This is a genomic window from Enterobacter sp. MGH 33, from assembly GCF_000534535.1.
In the GTDB taxonomy this organism is placed as follows: domain Bacteria; phylum Pseudomonadota; class Gammaproteobacteria; order Enterobacterales; family Enterobacteriaceae; genus Enterobacter; species Enterobacter hormaechei_C.
This window is the reverse complement of record NZ_KI973212.1, coordinates 2493094-2514666: the sequence shown is the minus strand read 5'-3', so window position 1 is coordinate 2514666 and position 21573 is coordinate 2493094. Positions and strand designations below refer to the sequence as shown.

At 61.4% G+C, this 21573-nt stretch carries 3 protein-coding genes; all 3 read right to left on the bottom strand.

The features are described from left to right. Positions 1-30: 30 nt before the first annotated feature. Entirely contained in the window at positions 31-1206 is a 1176-nt protein-coding gene (locus L379_RS12165) for an HlyD family type I secretion periplasmic adaptor subunit (protein WP_032104109.1), read from the bottom strand. Next, entirely contained in the window at positions 1203-3368 is a 2166-nt protein-coding gene (locus L379_RS12170) for a type I secretion system permease/ATPase (RefSeq protein WP_032653515.1), read from the bottom strand. The genes L379_RS12165 and L379_RS12170 overlap by 4 nt, the downstream gene beginning before the upstream one ends. Positions 3369-3544: 176 nt before the next feature. Continuing rightward, positions 3545-21550, bottom strand: coding sequence for an Ig-like domain-containing protein (locus L379_RS12175; RefSeq protein ID WP_032653513.1), 18006 nt, complete (start codon positions 21548-21550; stop codon positions 3545-3547). Positions 21551-21573: the final 23 nt, after the last annotated feature.

The window sequence follows — 21573 nt, the reverse complement described above, 5'->3', positions numbered from 1 at the left end:
GACGGGCGTTCGGTTTGCTGAACGCCTTTTTTATCGCTCGCGCAGCGCCTCTTTTGCCTTATTCAACGGTTTCAGCAGATAATCAATGACGGATTTACTGCCGGTTTTGATATCAACCGTGGCTATCATGCCCGGGAACACCGGGAATTCCTTGCCCTGCCTGTTGGTCAGATGGTTACTGTCCGTACGGATATAAACGCGATAATAATAAACATCCCGTTTAACCTCGTCCTGAAGGGTATCCGGGGAAATCATCGTCACCTCCCCTTCCAGCCCGCCGTAGATCGAGTAATCATAGGCGGTGATTTTCACCAGCGCTTTTTGCCCGGGATGGATAAACGCGACATCGCGCGGCGAGATTTTCGCTTCTATCACCATCTGGTCATCAAGCGGTACCAGGCTCATCAGTTTGCCGTTCGGCGGGATCACCCCGCCCACCGTCGTCACGTCAATGTCCTTCACGATGCCACGCACCGGCGCATTAAACGTTAAGCGGGTGAGTGAATCTTCGCGCCCTTTCATGACGGAGCGCTGCGCTTCCATTTCCGCGTTCGCTTTTGCCAGTTCTTCGCGGGCGCGAACGTAGTACTGGTTTTTCATTTCGGTGATTTTGCTCTCCAGCTCATTTTTTTGACGTTCAAGGCGTAAGACTTCGACCTTACTGGCCGCCCCCTGCGTCACCAGCGGGCGTGTTAATGCCAGTTCACGTTGCACGAGATCTGCTCCCTGGCGTAAACCCGCCAGCCCTTTTTCAAGGCTTTCGCGACGTGACTGATAAAGCGCCGTTTCCTGTTTGACCAACTCAACGTCGTCATCCAGCTCTGCCGGGAATGTCAGCCCGGTGTCGTTTACCTCAGCATTCAGACGCGCGGCCGTCGCCATCGCGGCGTTTAATCGAGACTCGCTCTCCAGCACGCTGGACTCGGTTTTCGTCCGGTCCAGTTGGGCAAGCTGTTGACCACGCTCGACGATATCGCCCTCGCGCACCATCAGACTGTGGATAATCCCCCCTTCCAGGGACTGGATCACCTGCTCGTGGGAGGACGGGATCACCTTGCCGCTACCCGTCGTGACCTCATCCAGCTGGAACAGGCTGGCCCAGGTAATAAAGACCACCAGCAGGGCAAACAGCGACCATGCCACCAGCGACGAACGCGGCAGGCGCGGCTCCTTGAGCCGGCTGTTAAAGCGGGAGAAATCATTCATGCCACGCCCTCCGTTTTCAGTTTAACCGTGCGCTGCGGCGCCTGCTGCGGGGCCATTCCGTGCTGGCGTAAAATGGCATCACGAGGGCCATCCATCACCACTTTGCCGTTTTCCAGGACGATGATGCGGTCAACCAGGTCCAGAATCGGCAGACGATGCGTCGCCACCACCAGCGTCCGGCGCTTACCGAGCCACTGGTGCAGATGCTGGATAAACTGCTTCTCGCTGACCTCATCCAGCCAGGCGGTGGGTTCATCCAGCAGCAGAATATTCGGCGAGGTGATCAACGCGCGCGCCAGCAGCAGCGCCTGACGTTGCCCGCCGGAAAGCCCCGTTCCGCCCTCATTGATGATGGTGTTCAGCCCCATTTTCTGCTTGCGCACAAACTCCAGCGCGCCGCTGTTGACCAGCGCCTGATGGATTTCCTCGTCTGTCGCCAGCGGATTACCCATCAGGATGTTGTCGCGTACGGAGCCGAAGAACAGCCGCGCCTGCTGGCTGAGCAACTGCATGTCGCGGCGCACGTCGGCCGGGTCAAGATGATTGAGAGCAATATCGTCCAGCAAAATGCTGCCCTGCTGCGGCTCCTGCATTCCCGCCAGCAGATGCAGCAAGGTGCTTTTCCCCGAACCATTACGCCCGAGCACCGCCACGCGCTCCCCGGCGTGAATGCGCAGTTTGCTGATATTCAGCACGGTAAGCTTCTCTTCTTCATCGTAATAAAACCCGACGTCGTCCAGCCGATAATCACCGCGCAGATGGGCTTTATGCACTTTTTTGCCGTGCTGGGGATCGTCAATCGGGCGCTGCATCAGGTCATCCAGCCCCTTGCGGGCCACCTTTGCCGACTGCCAGCGGGAGAGCACGCCGGAAATCTGCGACAGGGGCGCGATGGTGCGGGACGCCAGAATCGAGGTCCCCACCAGCGCACCGGTGGTCATGTCGCCGCTGATGACCAGATAACACCCCACCAGCAGCACCACGGCGTAGACGATAGACTGCACCTCCTGGGTCCATGTCAGCAGCAGCCCCGTCAGCCAGCGCTGCTTCATGCCGACGCTCGCGGCAACGTCATTGGTGTTATTCCACTGGTTCTGGAACCTCTGCTCGGCGCGCATTAGCTTGATGTCCTCAAGCCCCTGCACCGCTTCCACCAGCGTGGCGTTACGAATCGCCGATTCACGCATCCCTTCGCTGGAGAGTTTTCCCAGCGGGCGCTGCACCAGCAGGCCGGGAATGAGCAGCAGCGGTACGGCCAGCAGCACCACCAGCACCAGCGGGCCGCCAATCATCCACAGAATGAAGACGAACAGCAGGAAGAACGGCAGATCGGAGATAGCGGCAATGGTGGTGGAAGTGATCAGCTCCCGCACCGACTCCAGCTCGCGGATCTGGGCGATAAACGACCCGGTCGATTTCGACCGTGCGCCGTTTTTAATCCTCAGGGCGTGGGCAAACACGCGCTCGGAAATACGCAGGTCGGCGCGTTTCCCTACCACGTCCGAAATATGCACCCGCAGCATGCGCATGATGAATTCAAACACGATGGCGATCATCACACCGCCAAACAGCACCCACAGCGTGGCCTCCGACTGGGACGGCACCACCCTGTCATACACCTGCATGGAAAAGACCATGCCGGAGAGCGCCAGCACGTTGGCGACCAGCGCCACCAGCATTATGTCGCTGTAACGACGCCAGTCTTTCAGCGCCAGCTGCCAGAACCAGTTTTTCTCATAGGGTTTGATGTAATCATCCACGCGCGCATCCGGCGTGGACTCCAGGGGACGCAGCACCATCAGCCCCTTTAACCGCGAACCGAGTTCGTCGCGCGTCAGCGTCGTCTCCAGGCCCCCGTCGCCGCTAAACTGCACGCTGACGTTCCCTTCGTTGTCCATACGGTTGATGACCGCAATTTGCCCGCCGGTGAACTCCGCCAGCAGCGGTAAACGCCACGGATCGAGCGCTACGGCTCCCGCCGCCACCCAACGCATCCCCAGCCCAAGCTGGCGCGCCATCTCCTCCAGCACCAGCTGGCGTGGAGACTGGCTTTCATGGTTAATCGTGACCCGAACATGCTCCGCCGAAAAATCCAGCCGATAATATTTCGCGATGATGAGCATGCCCTGCAACCAGGGTTCGAACTGTGGATGTGTCTTCATAATGCTACGTCCTGTTCAGGGCGATGATTTCGCACTGAAATGATACCTTTCCGGGATAATTAGAAATCGAACACTGTCTAAACGAGCCCGCAAAATAATCTTGTGAAATATAGGGTTATGGCTATTCGTGTAAAGAAACGCAAAAGGCCGCGAGGATCGCTCCCCGCGGCGTTGTTTTACGCAATTAACAGTTGATGATTGGCCAACAGCGTCGCCAGATCCGTCTGCACGCCGTTCAGCGTTACCAGCGTGGTGGGCGTGAACTGACCGCCCGTCCCGTCCAGGTCAACCTGGATCTCGGTGTTGCTGCCGTTTTGCACAACGCGGATGTAGTCGGCGATGTTGCCCGCGCTGCTGTCCAGCGTCGCCACGCCGTTCACGTAGCTCGCCGAGCCGGTGCCGGTATAGCCGCTGTCGGAAAGCAGGTCGCGCAGATCGATACGGTCCGTATCCGCCGTCCCTTCCCAGGTGCCGACGGTAAAGCCGTTCACCACATCGCTACCGTTGCCGCCCGTCGCGTCAGACGCGTTGATCAGCTTATAGAGCAACGTATCGTGACCGCCGCTGCCGATGTTGAAGGTGTCGTTCCCGCCCCGGCCTTCGAACTGGTTATCACCGCTGTTGCCGGTGATCACGTCGTCATAGTTGGAGCCGTTAATCCCTTCAATATTCAACAACCGCGTGGTACCGAATCCGGTGTCCTGCGCCGTTGAGAGGCGCAAATCAACGGTTATCCCAGAGGTGGCATTACGATAATCCACCACGTCCATGCCGCCGGTATTGCTCCAGGTGTCGTAGTCGGAATGGGTATTCCAGCCGCCGGAGCCGTTATAGGTATAGGTCCCATCCTCTGCGATAAAGGTGTCGTTATACCCGGTACCGGTAATGGTTCCGCTGTGGCCGCCGGTGGCCGCTTCGGCGGTGAGAACATAACCCTCTTTGCCGTTGCCCGCGTCCAGGCCGGTCCAGGTGACGTTATCCGAGACGCCGTTGGTGATCTTCACGATCTCCGCCGAGTAGGTTTCGTTCGGATCCAGCCCGTAGAAACTCACCAGCGCAGAGGTATCGTTCGAGCCAATGCCGGACTGAGCGTTGATGATCTGCGAGGCCACCAGCACGCCCGCAGCGTTATACAGATTGACCGTATTGCCGTAGTACGCGTTGATGCCTTCGCTATCGACAATGTGCAGATGCATCGCGGTACCGTCAGCGATCTCCGCATTGTTCTGCACCAGCACCACCTTACCGTTCTGCTGAGACACCAGCAGATCCTGCGCACCGTCCCAGTTGTAGTCCACCGCGGCGACGCCGGTGACGTTGGCCAGCCCAGAAGCCAGCTGGCTTGAAGTCCAGGTTGAGCCGTAGCCGTTGTTGGTGAACAGGGTCGCCGTCTGTGAGCTGCCGTAGGTGCTGAGCTTGATGATGTCCATCTGCCCGTCACCGTTCCAGTCTACCGCCACCGACAGATAGCCCGCCGTGGCGTTAGAGGCTTCCACCGCGCTTTTGGTCGTGGAAAGCTGCCCGGTACCGTCGTTGTAGTAAATCACCCCGCCGTTGTTGTTGTAGCTGCTGCCGAGGTACAGATCCATGTAGCCATCGCCGTTAAAGTCCGCCCACGTCATGGAAGCCGCCGTGGTGGTATTCGAGGCGTTGGCCACAAACACGTTGGTCAGGTTCTGGCCAATGGAAAGCGTACCGTTCCCGTTGTTGTTAATCACGGTGAGCGAGTACGCCCCGCTGCGGTTGGTGTGCTGCACGATGTCCACGGTACCGTCGTTGTTCAGGTCGACGCCGGAGATTTCACGCCCGGAATCGAACTGGCCGTAGAATCCACCTTCCCCGCCGGTGCCGTCCGGCGACAGAACGCCGTTGGTATTCACCAGGTAGGTCAGGGAGTCCATACCGGCATCGCCGTACGCCAGATCAAGATAGCCATCGCCGGTTTTGTCGTAGGCAATTACGCCGCCGTACCAGATGGTGGTTCCCATCGCCAGCTGGCTGGCGGTGTAGCTGCTGCCATCGTAGGTCCACATCACCTGCGTAGAGCCCGCGTAGGTGTTCTCCGTCGCAAAGATATCCTGCGTGCCGTTACGGTCAAAGTCAGCTGCCGTCTGGCTCACCACATAGTAGCTACGGGTGTTAGTTAACGTATTCCCGGCATAGGTTGAATCATCGCTGCTGGAATAAGACTGTCCATTAGCAATGATATTCCACAGCCCGCTGCTGTTCATGCCGAGAGTCATGGTTGAGTTGTTGCTGTTCCCCGCAGTGGTCGCCCAGTCGGTATTCACCGAGGTGGTATCGATCACCAGGCTACCGGTTGCCGTACCGGTGGTGTTACCGTTGCCCGCGCTACTCTTCACCTGCGCGGTTACGTCGTAACTCGCCACACTCAGGGCATCGCTGTCCGGGATCTGTAGATACCAGGTATTGTGATCCGGGTCGACGACCACCGCACCGCCGGTCTGGGAGGTGTAGGTTTTCCCGTTCACCGTCACCACCAGATATTCACCGTTCACCAGGTCTGCGGAGACCGTACCGCTGACAATCGGCGTGGTATCCGAGGTGGTCTGGGCAGTAATCGCCGCGGTGGTGGTCGGGATGCTGGTATCGACGTTCAGCACAAAGCCATCCGATTCCGTGTAGTTACCGGCTTTGTCGGTGACGCGCAGAATGTAGGTGTGATTCCCGTCGAGCAGGCCGTTGTCCTGATAGGACCAGCTTGCGCTGCCGTTCATCGTGACCTGACCCAGCAAGATCCCGTCCCGGTAAAGCTGCACGATTTCGCCATCTTCCGGAGCGCGGTTAAGCGTACCGTTGATCAGCGGCGAGGTATCGTCCGTCGCGACTGATGCGCCGTACGTGCCTGTACGTTCACCTTCCCCGTCGGTATAGCTGACCACCGTTCCCACCGTGTCAGGCGGCGTGGTATCAACCGTTACCACCTGCGAAGAGGTTGAGCCGACGTTGCCCGCCTGGTCGATGATCCGCACCTGGTAGGTGTAATCCCCGTCCGCCAGATCGCGGGTATCCGTATAGCTCCAGCGCTGGTTAGTGACGGTAGTGTCAATCCAGGTATTACCGCCGTCGAGGCTGATCTGTACGCGCTCGTCGCTGGCCAGCGCGCTGCCCAACGAGCCGTTGATCGTCAGCGAGGTGTCCATGGTGATGAAATCACTCCCGGACTGCCCGGTATCTTCGCTGATGCTGTCAATGGTGATGCCGTACTGCGGCGCCTGGGTATCCACCGTCACGTCCTGCGTGGTGGTGGCCCCAACGTTGCCCGCCTGATCGACAACCCGCACCTGATAGCGGTAGTCGCCGTCGGCCAGGGTGCGGGTGTCGTTATAACTCCACCGGGTGCCGCTTACCGTGGCGTAAACCCAGGTGGTGCCGCCATCCATGCTCACCTGCACATACTCACCCGCCCCGAGTTCGGCCCCGAGCGTCCCGTTGAGCGTGTACGAGGTCGAACTGGTCAGGAAGTCGTTATTGTCGAAGCCGGTATCGACGGTGATGTTATCCACGGTCACCGTAATCGCCGCATCCGGCGCGACCGTATCGACCGTCACCTGCTGATGAGCGCTGGCACCTACGTTGCCTGCCGCATCCACTACGCGAACGTAGTAGTCATAGGTCTGGTTACCCAGCGTGCGGCCGTCCACGTAGTACCAGCTGTTGCCCGTGACGATCACGTTCTGCCAGGTGACCCCGCCGTCGATGCTGATCTGGGCATATTCGCCGTCGGCCAGCGTTGCGCCGAGCGAGCCGTGCAGCGTCAGGGAGGTATCATTGGTGATAAAGTCGCTGCTGCTCAGGCCGGTATCGTCGCTGATGCTGTCGATAGCGATCGTTTTGCTGGCGTCCGGCGCGACGGTATCAATGGTCACCACCTGGCTGGTAGTGGCGCTGATATTCCCCGCGTCGTCAATCACCCGCAGCTGATAGTTGTAGTCTCCGTCGGCCAGCGTGCGGCCGTCAACGTAGGTCCAGCTCAGGCCGCTGACGCTCACGTCAGTCCAGGTTGCGCCACCGTCGAGGCTGATCTGAGCGTGGTCGCCGCTGCCCAGGGCCGCGCCGAGCGTCCCTTTCAGGCTGATCTGGTTGTCGCTGGTAATAAAGTCGCTGTCGGACAGGCCGGTATCCTGCGAGACGGAATCCACGGTAATAGTCGCCGCCGCAGGCTTCGTCAGATCGATTACCACGTCCTGGCTGTCCGTTGCCCCAACGTTGCCTGCATTGTCGATCACGCGCACCTGGTACTGGTACGTACCGTCGGTCAGGGTACGGCCATCGGTGTAGCGCCAGGTGGTGCCGGTGACGGTCAGGTCAATCCAGGTGGTACCGCCGTCAAGGCTGATCTGCGCCTTCTCGTTATTGCCGAGCTGCGCGGTCAGGGAACCATTCACCACCACCTGGCTGTCGTTGGTGATGAAGTCATTCGCGCTGAGGCCGGTATCGTTTTGCAGGGAATCAATGCTGATCCCCATCGACGGTGCGGTGAGATCCACGGTAACGGTATGGTTATCGCTGGCGCTGTTGCCGATGGCGTTGCTCACCTGCGCGTTAATCACGTACGAACCGCCGTCCGCCAGCGCGGTCACGTCTGCGCTGCCGACCGTATAGCTCCAGGTGCCGTCATTTTGAACGGTAGCCGTGTAGGTTTTACCGTTAAGCGTAATGGTCACCGTCTGGCCCGTTGGCGCATCGGTGGTGCCGCTGATAACCAGCGGCGTGCCGTGCTCGGCGGCGTTGACGATATCATCCTGCGCAAAGGTGTTAATGGCGATGGTCGGCACGTCACCGTTCAGCGTCACGTCGTGCGTTGCGCTGCCCGGGTTACCTGCCTTATCGCTCACCGTAGCCGTAATGGTGTAATCCCCGTCGCTCAGTCCGAGGAAGTCGCGTCCCGGCACGAAGACGGACCAGGAGCCATTCGCCGCCACGGTCGCCTGATAGCTGTGGCCGTTGAAGGAGACGGTCACCGTCTGGCCCTGCTCCGCGGTGGTGGTCCCGCTGATGGTCTGTCCCGCCAGCTGCTCGGCGTCGTTGACGATATCGTCATCGGCCACGGTGCTGATGGTCACGGCTGGCGCGACGGTATCGACCGTTAAGGTATGCGTCGTCTGGCCGTTATTACCCGCCTTGTCGTTCACCGACGCGGTGACCGTCAGCGCGCCTTCGCTCAGGTTGGCAAGATCGGCGGCCGGGACGTCGAGCGTCCAGGTGCCGTCGTTTGCCACAAGCGCAGTGTAGGTTTTCCCGCCCAGCGTGACGGTCACCGTCTGGCCTGCTTCCGCGCTGGAAGAGCCGTGTACGGTGAGCGGCTGCTGGGCTTCCGCCGCATTCAGCACATCGTCGCCCGACAACGTGTTCACGCTAATCACCGGCGCGGTGGTGTCCACGCTGATGGTGTGCGTCGCCGAGGCGCTGTTCCCGGCGCTGTCCTGCGCCGAAACAGAAACCTGGTAGCTCGCGCCGTCGGCCAGGGTGCCCACGTCGGCGGCCGGTACGGTGGTTGCCCAGGAGCCATCGCTCTGGATAGTGGCCGTATAGCTCTTACCATTCAGGGTGATAGTGACCTGCGTACCGCTGGCGAACTGCGCGCTGGAGCCGTTGATGACCAGCGACGCCCCCGCTTCTGCCGCATTGATCACGTCATCGCCGCTGAGGGTGTTGACGGTCAGCGCGACCGATGCGGTATTTACCACCACGTCATGGGTCTGGGTGCTGCTGTTGCCCGCGCTGTCGGTGATTGTCGCGCTGAGGGTCACGGTGCCGTCGGTCAGGGCAGAAATGTCGCTGGCAGGAACGCCCACGCTCCATTTGCCACTGGCGTCAACGGTGGTGGTGTACTGGTTCGAACCTATCGTGATGACCAGCTTATCGCCGACGCTGGCACCGGTTGCGGTGCCGCTGACGACCTGCGCCTGCCCGTGCTCAACGCTGTTGATGACGTCATCGCCCGCCACGACGTTAAAGCTGACGGTCGGCGGCGTGGTATCGAGCGTAATCGCTTTGCCCGCGCTGCCCGGGTTACCCGCGGCGTCACTCACGCTCACCTGCACGGTGTAGCCGTTATCCGCCAGAGTGGACAGATCGGCGGCCGGCACGTTAATGCTCCAGACGCCGCCCTGCTGAACCTGTGCGGTATAGCTGTTTCCACCGAGGTTAACGGTTACCGTCTGACCGACTTCAGCCGTGGTGGTGCCGGAAATGGCCACGCCCGCAGCCGCTTCGCTGCCGTTGATCACGTTGTCGCCGGCTACCGTGTCAATGGTCACGGTTGGCGCCGTGGCATCCACGCTGTACTCCCGGCCCGCAGACGCGCTGTTGCCGTTCACATTGGTCACGCTCACCTGCACGCTGGCGTCGCCGTCTTTCAGACCCGCAAGATCCGAGGAAGGCACGGTGGCCGTCCAGTTGCCGTCGGCATCGACTTTGGCGGTGTAAGACTTGCCGCCAAAGGTGATGGTCACGGTCTGGTTCTCTTCCACATTGGAGGTGCTGCCGGAAAGCACCAGATCCGCACCTTTCTCCGCCGCGTTAATCACGTCGTCGGTAGCAATCGCATCAATACTGATAGCGACTGCCGCCAGATCCACCGTCACGTCATGACTGATGGTCACCGGATTGCCCGCCGCGCTCTGGCCTGCAACGGTCACGGTAACCGTGCCCGCAGCCAGGGCCCCGACGTCTGCTGCCGGGATCGCCGCGCTCCAGGTACCGTCTGCCAGCACGGAGGCCGCATAGGTTTTGCCATTGACGGTCACGGTGAGCGTAGTGCCTGCCGCCAGTCCGTCGCTGGAGCCGGTGACAATCAGGTTCTGTCCATGCTCGATGCTGTTAATCACATCGTCGCCCGCGACGGTATCCACGCGCAGGCCCGGCAGGCTGGCGTCGATAGTGATATCGCGCTCGCCCGTTCCCGTATTGCCATGGTCATTAGTGACGGTTGCTGACACCTTTAAATCGCCGTTGCCCAGCGCCGTCAGGACGGAATCCGGCACGTTGACGGACCAGCTGAGATCGCTCTGCACCGTCGCGGTATAGGTGTTGCCGCCGATGTTCACCGTCACGGTGTTACCGATGTCCGCGTTCGCCACCTTACCGGTAATGGTCTGGCCTGCGGCCACTTCCGCCGCGTTGATGACGTTGTCCCCCGCCACGGTATTGATGGTGACGGTTGGCAGCGCGGTATCGACAAGCAGGTTCGTCGTAGTGCTGATGCTGTTGCCCACGACGTTGGTGGCCGTCGCGCTCAGAGTGTAGCTGGCTTCACCGAGGCCTGACAGATCCGCAGCCGGAACCGTCAGGCTCCAGGTGCCGTCTGAGCCAGTCGTCGCCGTATAGTTTTTACCGTTCAGGGTCACGGTGACCACGGTGCCTTCCGCCAGGTTGGCGCTGGTGCCGCTGACGCTCAGATCCTGCCCTTTTTCTACCGCGTTCAGGACGTTGTCATCGCTGATGGCGTTGAAGCTGACCGACGGCAGACCGGTATCGACGGTCACATTATGCGTGCCGCTGCCGGTATTGCCCGCCGCGTCGGTGACTGACGCAGTGACGGTCACGCTGCCGTCGCTGAGGCCTGAAATCACATTCGCCGGAACGCCCACGCTCCAGTTACCCGCCGCATCCAGCACGGTGGTGTACGACTGACCGCCGATGGTGACGGTGACGGTGTCGCCCGCCGCCGCGCCGGTCGCGGAGCCGCTGACGATCTGCGCCTGATTGTGTTCAGCCACGTTAATCACATCGTCACCTGCAACGGTGTGGATGGTCACCGCAGGTACGGTGACGTCCACCGTCAGGGTGTGGTCAACCGACGCCGGGTTACCCGCCTTGTCGCTGACTGAGGCGGTGACCGTCACGCTGCCGTCGGTTAATCCTGCCAGATCCGCCGCCGGAACGTTCAGCGTCCAGCTGCCGTTCGCGCTGACGGTTGTGGTGTGATCTTTGCCGTTCAGCGATACGGTCAGCGTCTGGCCTGCTTCGGCGGTACTGGTGCCGGAGATTGCCAGGTCTGACTGCGCTTCCGTGGCGTTCAGGATATCGTCGGTGGCAATCGTGTTGATGGTCACGGACGGCGCGGTAGCATCCACGCTGTACTCGCGTCCCGCAGACGCGCTGTTGCCGTTCACGTTGGTGACGCTTACCTGCACGCTGGCGTCGCCATCCTTCAGGCCAGCCAGATCCGCTGACGGCACGGTATAAGTCCAGTTGCCGCTGTCGTCCACGGTGGTGGTGTAGATCCTGCCGTTCAGACTGATGGTCACGGTCTGCCCGGCTTCCACGTTGGTGGTCGCACCGGACAGCACCAGATCCGCGCCCTTCTCCGCCGCGTTAATCACGTCGTCGGTGGCAAGCGCATTGATGCTGATGGCAACGGTAGCCAGATCCACGGTCACGTCGTGGCTGATGGTGATCGGATTACCCGCCGCGCTGTCACCGGTAACGCTGATTTTCACGGTGCCTTCCGGCCACGCGCTCACGTCGGTGGACGGGATCGCCGCGCTCCAGGTGCCGTCTGCCAGTACCGTTGCCGCGTAATCTTTACCGTTGACGGTAACCGTCAGCGCCGTGCCCGGCGCCAGCCCGTCGCTGGAGCCTGAAACAATCAGGTTCTGCGCGTGCTCGATGGTGTTGACCACGTCGTCACCCGCCACGGTATTCACGCGCAGGCCCGGCAGGTTAGCGTCGATAGCGATCTCGCGTTCGCCGGTGCCGGTGTTGCCGTGGCCGTTGGTGACGGTCGCCGTCACGCTCAGGCTGCCGTTGCCGAGTGCGGTCAGCACGTCAGACGGCACGTTGACGGACCAGGACAGATTATTCTGCACCGTTGCGGTGTAGCTGTGGCCACCGATAGTCACGGTCACGGTGTTGCCCGCTTCGGCATTCGCCACGGTGCCGCTCAGTGTCTGGCCTGCCGCCACTTCCGCCGCGTTGATGACGTTGTCGCCCGCCACGGTGTTGATGGTGACGGTTGGCAGCGCGGTGTCGACAAGCAGGTTCGCAGAACTGCTCACGCTGTTGCCCACGCCGTTGGTGGCCGTCGCGTTCAGGGTGTAACTGGCCTGACCGAGACCGGCCAGATCCGCAGCCGGAACCGTCAGGCTCCAGGTGCCGTCTGCCGCAGTTGTCGCCGTGTAGTTTTTACCGTTCAGGGTCACGGTGACCACGGTGCCTTCCGCCAGGTTGGCGCTGGTGCCGCTGACGCTCAGATCCTGGCCTTTTTCAACGGCGTTCAGGACGTTGTCATCGCTGATGGCGTTGAAGCTGACCGACGGCAGACCGGTATCGACGGTCACATTATGCGTGCCGCTGCCGGTATTGCCCGCCGCGTCGGTGACTGACGCAGTGACGGTCACGCTGCCGTCGCTGAGGCCGGAAATGACGCTGGCCGGGACGCCCACGCTCCAGTTACCCGCCGCATCCAGCACGGTGGTATAAGTCTGGCCGCCGATCGTGACGGTGACCTTATCGCCCGCCGCCGCGCCGGTGGCGGAGCCGCTGATAATCTGCGCCTGATTGTGTTCAGCCACGTTAATCACGTCGTCGCCTGCCACGGTGTGGATGGTCACTGCCGGAACGGTGACGTCCACCGTCAGGGTGTGGTCCACCGACGCCGGGTTACCCGCCTTGTCGCTGACGGCCGCGGTCACGGTGACGCTGCCGTCGGTTAATCCTGCAAGGTCAGCTGCCGGCACGTTCAGCGTCCAGCTGCCGTTCGCGCTGACGGTTGTGGTGTAATCTTTGCCGTTCAGCGATACGGTCACCGTCTGGCCTGCTTCGGCGGTGCTGGTGCCAGAGATTGCCAGGTCGGACTGCGCTTCTGAGGCGTTCAGGATATCGTCGGTGGCAATCGTGTTGATGGTCACGGACGGCGCGGTAGCATCCACGCTGTACTCGCGTCCCGCAGACGCGCTGTTACCGTTCACGTTGGTGACGCTGACCTGCACGCTGGCGTCGCCGTCTTTCAGACCGGTCAGATCCGCAGACGGCACCGTGGCGGTCCATTTACCCTCAGCGTCCACCGTGGCGGTGTAGTTCTTGCCGCCGAAGGTGATGGTGACGATCTGGTTTTCTTCGACGTTCGAGGTGGTGCCGGAGAGCACCAGATCCGCACCCCTCTCGGCGGCGTTGATCACGTCATCGGAAGCGATGGCGTCAATGCTGATGGCGACGTTTGCCAGATCCACCGTCACATCATGGTTGATAGTCACCGGATTGCCCGCGCTGCTCTGGCCTTCAACGTTCACGGTGACCGTGCCTGCGGCAAGGGCACTCACGTCCGCAGAAGGGATCGCCGCGCTCCAGGTGCCGTCTGCCAGCACGGTAGCCGGATAGGTTTTACCGTTTACGGTGACGGTCAGCGCTGTGCCCGCCGTCAGGCCGTCGCTTGAACCCGTGATAATCAGATTCTGCCCGTGTTCGATGCTGTTAATCACGTCATCGCCCGCTACGGTGTCCACGCGCAGGCCCGGCAGATTCGCGTCGATAGTGATATCGCGCTCGCCGCTGCCGCTGTTGCCCACGCCGTTCGTGACGCTGGCGGTCACGGTCAGATCGCCATTGCCCAGCGCGGTGAGCACAGAATCCGGTACGCTGACGGACCAGGTGAGATTGTCCTGTACCGTTGCGGTGTAGCTGTGGCCGCCAACAGACACAGTCACGGTGTTGCCCGCTTCGGCATTCACCACTGTGCCGCTAATGGTCTGGCCGGTTGCCAGCTCCGCTGCGTTGATCACGTCGTCGCCCGCCACGGTGTTGATGATGACGCCAGGCAGCACGGATTCCACGTTCACGGTGTGCGAGGTGCTGGAGCTGTTGCCGACGCTGTCCGTCGCGGAGGCCGACACGGTGTAAAGCGCTTCACCCAGTTGCCCCACCTCGCTCGCCGGAACGGTTGTGGTCCATTGGCCATTGGTGTCCACCGTGGCGCTGTACGCTTTGCCGTTGAGCATCACGGTGACCACCGCGCCCGCTGCCAGCCCGGAAGCCGTACCTGTGATGGTCAGATCCTGCGTTTTCTCGCTGCTGTTGATCACATCGTCACCGGACACGGTGTCAATGGTCAGCACCGGCGCGGTGAGGTTGACTTCAACCTCGTGCGTTGTGCTGTTGCTGTTTCCGGCTTTATCGGTCAGCGCCGCGGTGATGGTGTAATCCCCGGCGGCCAGGGCACTCACGTCCGCCGCAGGCACACCCACGCTCCACCTGCCGGAAGTGTCCAGGGTCGCGGTGTAATCTTTGTTATTGATGGTGACGGTCACCACGTCGCCCGCCGCCGCACCGGTCACGGAACCGGTGACAATCAGCGCCTGCGCATGCTCGGCGCTGTTGATCACGTCGTCGTCGGAAACGGTGTTAATGGTCAGCTGTGGCACCGTGGTATCCACCAGCACATCGCGGTCCGCCGAGGCCGGGTTACCCGCCTTATCCGCGACGGCTGCCGTGATGGTGTAATCGCCGTCGGTAATCGCGCCGATATCCGCAGACGGTACGGTGACGCTCCAGCTGCCGTTCGCCTGTACGGTGGTGGTGTAGTCCACGCCGTTCAGCGTCACGGTCACGGTCTGACCCGCTTCGGCGTTGGAGACACCGTTAACGACCAGATCCTGCTGCGCTTCGGCCGCGTTGATGATGTTGTTGTCGCTGACGATCTCGATGGACACCGTCGGCGCGGTGGCGTCCACGCTGTATTCGCGGCCCGCCGAGGCGCTGTTGCCGTTCACGTTGGTGACGCTGACCTGCACGCTGGCGTCGCCGTCTTTCAGTCCGCCCAAATCGGCAGACGGTACGGTCGCCGTCCAGTTGCCGCTGGCATCCACCGTCGCAGTGTACAACTTGCCGCCGAAGGTGATGGTAACGGTCTGGTTTTCTTCCACGTTGGTGGTCGAGCCAGACAGCACCAGGTCCGCGCCTTTCTCAGCCGCGTTGATTACGTCGTCAGAGGCAATCGGATTAATGCTGATGGCGACTGCCGCCAGATCCACTTTCACGTCGTGGCTGATGGAAACCGGGTTACCCGCCGCGCTCTGGCCGTCAACGGTCACGGTGATTGTGCCTGCGCTCAGCGCGCCGACATCCGCCGCCGGAATAGCCGCCGTCCAGGTGCCGTCCGCCAGCACGGTTGCCGCGTAGGTTTTGCCGTTGACGGTGACCGTCAGCGCCGATCCGCTCGCCAGCCCGTCGCTGGAGCCGGTGATAATCAGGTTTTGACCATGTTCGATGCTGTTGATCACATCGTCGCCTGCTACGGTATCCACGCGCAGGCCCGGCAGGCTGGCATCAATCGTGATGTCGCGTTCGCCGGTGCCGGTGTTGCCGTGGCCATTGGTCACGCTCGCTGTTACGGTGAGATCGCCGTTACCGATAGCGGTTAAGACGTCAGACGCCACGTTAACCGACCAGCTCAGGTCGTCCTGAACCGTCGCGGTATAGGTGTTGCCCCCGATACCGATCGTGACAGTGTCACCGCTCGCCGCGCCGCTCACTTTCCCGCTCAGGGTTTGTCCGGAAGCCACTTCCGCCGCGTTAATCACGTCGTCGGTGGCAACCGCATTAATGGTGACCTGCGGCAGCGCGCTGTCGACCAGCACGCTATGGCTGGTATTCGCGCTATTACCCGCGGTATCGGTCACGCTGGCCGTCACGCTGTAGCTTGCTTCGCCCAGTACCGAGACGTTTGCCGCCGGAACGGTGACGCTCCAGTTACCGCTGGCATCGGTGGTGGCGGCGTAACTGATACCGTTCAGGGTTACGGTGATGCGGGTCCCGTCCGGCTGGTTGCTGGTGCCGGAGATCAACAGGTCCTGGCCTTTTTCGGTCGCGTTGATCACGTCGTCAACCGCCAGGGTATTGATGGCAATCACCGGCGCGGTCAGGGAGACGTCAAACGCGTGCGTCGCGCTGGTGCTGTTGCCCGCTTTATCGGTGAGTGTCGCGGAGATCGTCTGATCGCCGTTAGCCAGCGCGCCCACGTCCGTCGCCGGAACGCCCACGCTCCAGTTGCCGGACGCATCCAGCATCGCGGTGTAGTCTTTCCCGTTCAGGGTCAGGGTAATCACATCGCCCGCCTGCGCGCCCGTCACCTTGCCGGTGACAATCAGCGCCTGGCCGTGCTCGGCAATATTAACAATGTCGTCGCCCGCCACAATGTTGAAGATAATCTGCGGCACGGTAGTGTCGACCAGCACGGACGCCCCCGCGCTGGCCGGGTTGCCCGCTTTATCGGACACGGTCACCGTGACCGCCGCGCTGCCGTCGGCGATCCCCGCCAGATCCGCCGCCGGAACGTCCAGCGTCCAGCTGCCGTTCGCCTGCACCTGGGCGGTGTACTGATTGCCGTTGAAGGTCACGGTGACCGTCTGGCCTGCTTCGGCAGTAGACGTCCCGCTCAGGGTCAGATCCTGCGCCGCCTCTGCCGCATTCAGCATGTTGTCGCCGCTGATGGTGTTGATGGTGACCGCTGGCGCGGCGGTATCGACGCTGAATGCCTGCGAGGAAGAGGCCGCGTTGCCGTTCACGTTGGTGACGCTGACCTGTACGCTGGCGTCGCCGTCCTTCAGGCCGCTCAGATCGGCAGCCGGTACGGTGCAGGTCCAGTCGCCGTTGGCATCGACCGTCGTGGTCCAGGTTTTACCCGCAAAGATAATGGTAACGGTCTGGCCCGCTTCAACGTTCGAGGAGGAGCCGGACAGCACCAGATCCTGGCCTTTTTCTGCCGCGTTAAGCACGTTGTCGTCCGTCACGCTGTTGATGCTTATCGCCACCGGGGCGAGATCGACATCCACAACGGTACCGATATTCACCGGGTTGCCGGAGGTATCCTGCGCGCTGGCGCTGATGGTGAGCGACCCGTCTGCCCACCGGGAGACGTCGGCGGCCGGAACCGCAGCCTGCCAGGTGCCATCCGCCAGTACCGAGGCGGAATAACTCTTGCCGTTGATGGTCACGGTAACGGTGCTACCCGCCGCCAGGTCGGTGCTGGTGCCGGAGATAACCAGGTTCTGCGCGTGTTCAATAACGTTAATGACGTCGTCACCGGCGACGGTATCAATGCGCAGGCCGGGCAGCTGGGCGTCAATGGTGACATCCAGGGAAGACGATCCGGTATTGCCGTGCGCGTTCGTTACGCTGGCCGATACGGTCAGGTCGCCGTTGCCGAGCGCGGTTAACTGACTCTGGGTTAACGGCAGGCTCCAGGTGAGATCGTCCTGTACGGTGGCCGTGTATGTCTGCCCGCCGAGGATAATCGTGACGGTATCGCCCGATGCCGCGTTAGAAACCTTTCCGGTCAGGGTTTGCCCTGCGGCCACTTCCGCCGCGTTGACGATATTGTCGCCCGCGAGGGTGTTGATGGTGACCACCGGCAGCGAGCTGTCCACCAGCACATCGTGCGTGGCAGCGGCGCTGTTGCCCACATTATCGGTGACGCTCGCCGTCACGGTGTAATTGGCTTCACCCAGCGCGCTCACCGCAGAGGCGGGGACGGTAACGCTCCAGTTGCCGCTGGCGTCGGTGGTGGCGGTGTAGTTGATACCGTTCAGATTAACGGTGATGGTGGTTCCTTCCGGCTGGTTGCTGGTACCGGAAAGCAGCAGATCTGCGCCCTTCTCTGCCGCATTGATCACGTCATCCGCGGCCAGCGTGTTAATACCGATAACGGGCGTCACAGTATTGACCACCACATCCACTGAACTGCTGCCGGTGTTGCCGGATTGGTCGGTCACGGAGACGTTAATGGTCCAGGTGCCGTCCGTCAGCCCCTGAACGACGGACGCAGGCAGGCCGAGGCTCCAGTTGCCTGCCGCATCCACCACGGTGGTGTAGTCCACGTTATTGATGGTGATGGTGACCAAATCGCCCGCCGCCGCGCCGGTGACGGAGCCGCTCAGGATCTGCGCCTGAGCATGGGCCAGCTGGTTAACGGTGTTGGTGTCGGTGACGAAATCGTTGATGGTCACCTGCGGCACGGTGGCATCCACCAGCCCAACGCGGTCCGCGCTGCTGCTGTTGCCCGCCACGTCACTGACGGTGGCCGTCACGGTGACATTGCCATCGGTCAGCGCGCCTACGTCGGCGGCAGGCACGTTCAGCTGCCAGCGACCGTCCGCCTGTACCGTGGTCTGGTAAGATTTACCGTTCAGCGTCACGGTGACCGTCTGGCCCGCTTCAGCGGTTGTGCTGCCGCTGAGCACCAGATCCTGCTGCGCTTCTGCCGCATTAATGATGTTGTCGTCGGTCAGGTTATCAAGCGTAATGGCTGGCGGCTGCGTATCGACGATCACCACGCGTGAGGCGTCCGCGCTGTTGCCGTTGACGTTAGTCACGCTGACGCTCACCTGCGCACGCCCGTCGATCAGCGTTTCCATCGCGCTCGCCGGAACGGTCAGGTGCCAGGAGCCGTCCTGCTGCACCTGTGCAGTAAAGGTTTGATCCGCGAATTTTACCACCACGGTCTGCCCGGCCTCCACGCCCTGCGTCTGACCAGAAAGCGTGACATCCGCACCTTTTTCCGCCGCGTTGAGCATATCGTCAGTGGTTACGGTATCGATGGTGACGGCCACCGCATTCAGGTCAAGCTCGATCGGGTGTTCAGCCGCCACAGTGTTGCCCCAGGCATCTTCCGCGCTGACGCTGACGGTCATGCCTCCCGCCGTCCATGCCTGAAGGTCCGCCGCCGGCACGCCAATCTGCCAGTTGCCGCTGGCGTTAACCGTGGTGACGTATTCGACATTATTGATGGTAACGGTGATCTGTGTGCCTTCGGCCAGATGAGTGCTGGAGCCGGTTACGGCCAGATCCTGCTGCTGCTCGATGGCGTTAATCACGTCATCGCCAGAGATCGTGTTCACGCGCAGGCCCGGCAGTTCGGCGTTGATGTTGATATCACGTACGCCGGTGCCGGTATTGCCGTGCGCATTGGTGACAGAGGCGCTGAAGGTTAAATCGCCGTCGCCAAACGCCTGGAGGTCGGCCGATGGGATCGTCACGCTCCATTTGAGGTCGCTGCCAACCGTCGCGGTGTAGCTCTTGCCGCCCACGGTGACAGAGACGGTATCGCCCGCCGCCGCGCCGGTGACGCGTCCACTGAGGGTTTGGTCAACCGCCGCTTCGGCGTTATTGACCAGGTTATCCCCGGCAAAGGTGTTGACGATCACCTGCGGCAGCACGGTGTCTACCAGCAGATTCGCCTCGGCGGAGCCGCTGTTACCCACGCTGTCGGTGCCGCTGACGCTGACGGTGTAAAGGGTATTCGCCAGATCCAGCACGTCGGAAACCGGCACCTGAACGGACCAGCGACCGTTCTCAACGGTGGCCTGATAGTTAACGTTGTTCAGCGTCACGGTGACAGCGCTGCCGTTCGGCAGATTACTGGTCCCGCTCAGGCTCAGGGGCTGCATGGCCTCCTGCGCATTCAGGACGTTATCCTGGCTGATGGGGTCAAGGGTAAATTCCGGCGGGTTGCCGCTCAGCGTAATGCCGTGCGTCGCGCTGCCGGTGTTGCCCGCCGCATCGGTCACGGAGACCGAAATGCTGTGGCTACCTTCCCCCAGCGCGCCAATGACGGAGGCAGGCACGCCGACGCTCCAGCTGCCGTCCGCCTGGACGGCACCGGTAAAGGTCTTGCCGCCAACGGTCACGGTGACAATGTCGCCCTCCGCCGCGCCGTTCGCCTGGCCGGAAATAATCTGCGCCTGCCCCTGCTCGCTGGTGTTCAGAATGTCGTCGCCCGCGACGGTGTTGATAGTGACCACTGGCGCTGCGGTATCGACCGTGAAATCGGCGGTGGTGGATGACCCGTTACCCGCTTTGTCGCTGACGTTTACCGTCAGGGTGTGCTCGCCGTTAGCCAGCGCCTGTACTTCACTGGCCGGAAGCGTAACGGACCAGCTGCCGTCGCTGCCCACGGTCGCCGTGTGATTTTTGCCGTTTAGCGTGACCGTCACAATCTGGCCCGCTTCCGCATCGGTTTTCCCGGTCAGCGTCAGCGGCTGATTATGTTCAGCCGCGTTGATGATGTTGTCCTGGGCGATCGTGTCGACAGAGATCACTGGCGAGGCGGTATCCACGCCAATCGTCTGGCTGCCGGACACGGTGTTGCCCGCCGCGTCTTTTCCGCTGACGTTGACCGTCCAGGTACCATCGCCCAGCGCCTGTGCGTCGGCAGCAGGGACCTTCACGCTCCATGCGCCGTTTGCCCCCACTTCTGCGGTATAGGTTTTACCGTTGAGCGTAACGGTAAGCGCCGTTCCCTGCGCCAGGTTTTTGCTGGTGCCGGACAGCGTAAAGCCAGCGGCCTGCTCGCTGGCGTTGATCACGTTATCGCCCGCCGTGGTGGCGAGCGTCACGCTGGTATCCGCTGTAGAAACGGTTACGGTAATACTGCCCGCAGAGGTCGTTTTACTGCCGTCGATCTGTACGACGGACCAGGTATGTTCCCCGTCCGCCTGGGTCGGGAGTGTTACCGTCCAGGTGCCGTCCTTCGCAACCATGGTGCTGGCGATGGTGCTGCCGTTGCCGTCTTTAACCTGAATGGTCGCGCCCGGCTGCCCGGTACCGCTAAAGGTTGGGGTGTTGTCATCCGTGACCGCTTTTGCACTCAGCACGCCCTGCTTGTCACCCGCGTTGTCCGTCAGCAAAAATGTCGGCGTGGCGCTTTCGACTTCTTTTGTATTATCAATAACCCTGGTTTTGGTTTCACCATCGCCGCCGTGAGCCAGCAGTGCGCCGATCGCACCGCCCCCTAACGCCGCACCGGCAATCCAGCCCCACGGCGCATCGCTTAAGACGCTTCCCTGCTCCAGGAAAGGTTCAATGCTGCTAATGGGTGCAGCCTGTGCGGTTAATTCGGTGGCGGCAACGCCTGATGCTTCCCCGGCATCGGCAAATGAAATATGCGTCAACGCCTGGTTATCGTTAAATACCAGCTCGGAATGATTATGGGTTTCCGTGTCTTCGACAAAATAATTATTGCAGCGGATCACGCTGCCATCTTTCATATAAATGAGGAGGTCATTCCCCTGGCGGACATAACGCACCACGTCCTGAGCAGAACCCTGAATTTCAATCACGCTCGGTGAGGAAATAGAGACCGAGAGATTCCCCTCTCCGGTTAATTTCGTCTTCTCTGCCGTTTTGCGAATGATGACATCAACAACTTTTGCGGTACTCATATTCTTCTCCTTGCAGGTGCGCG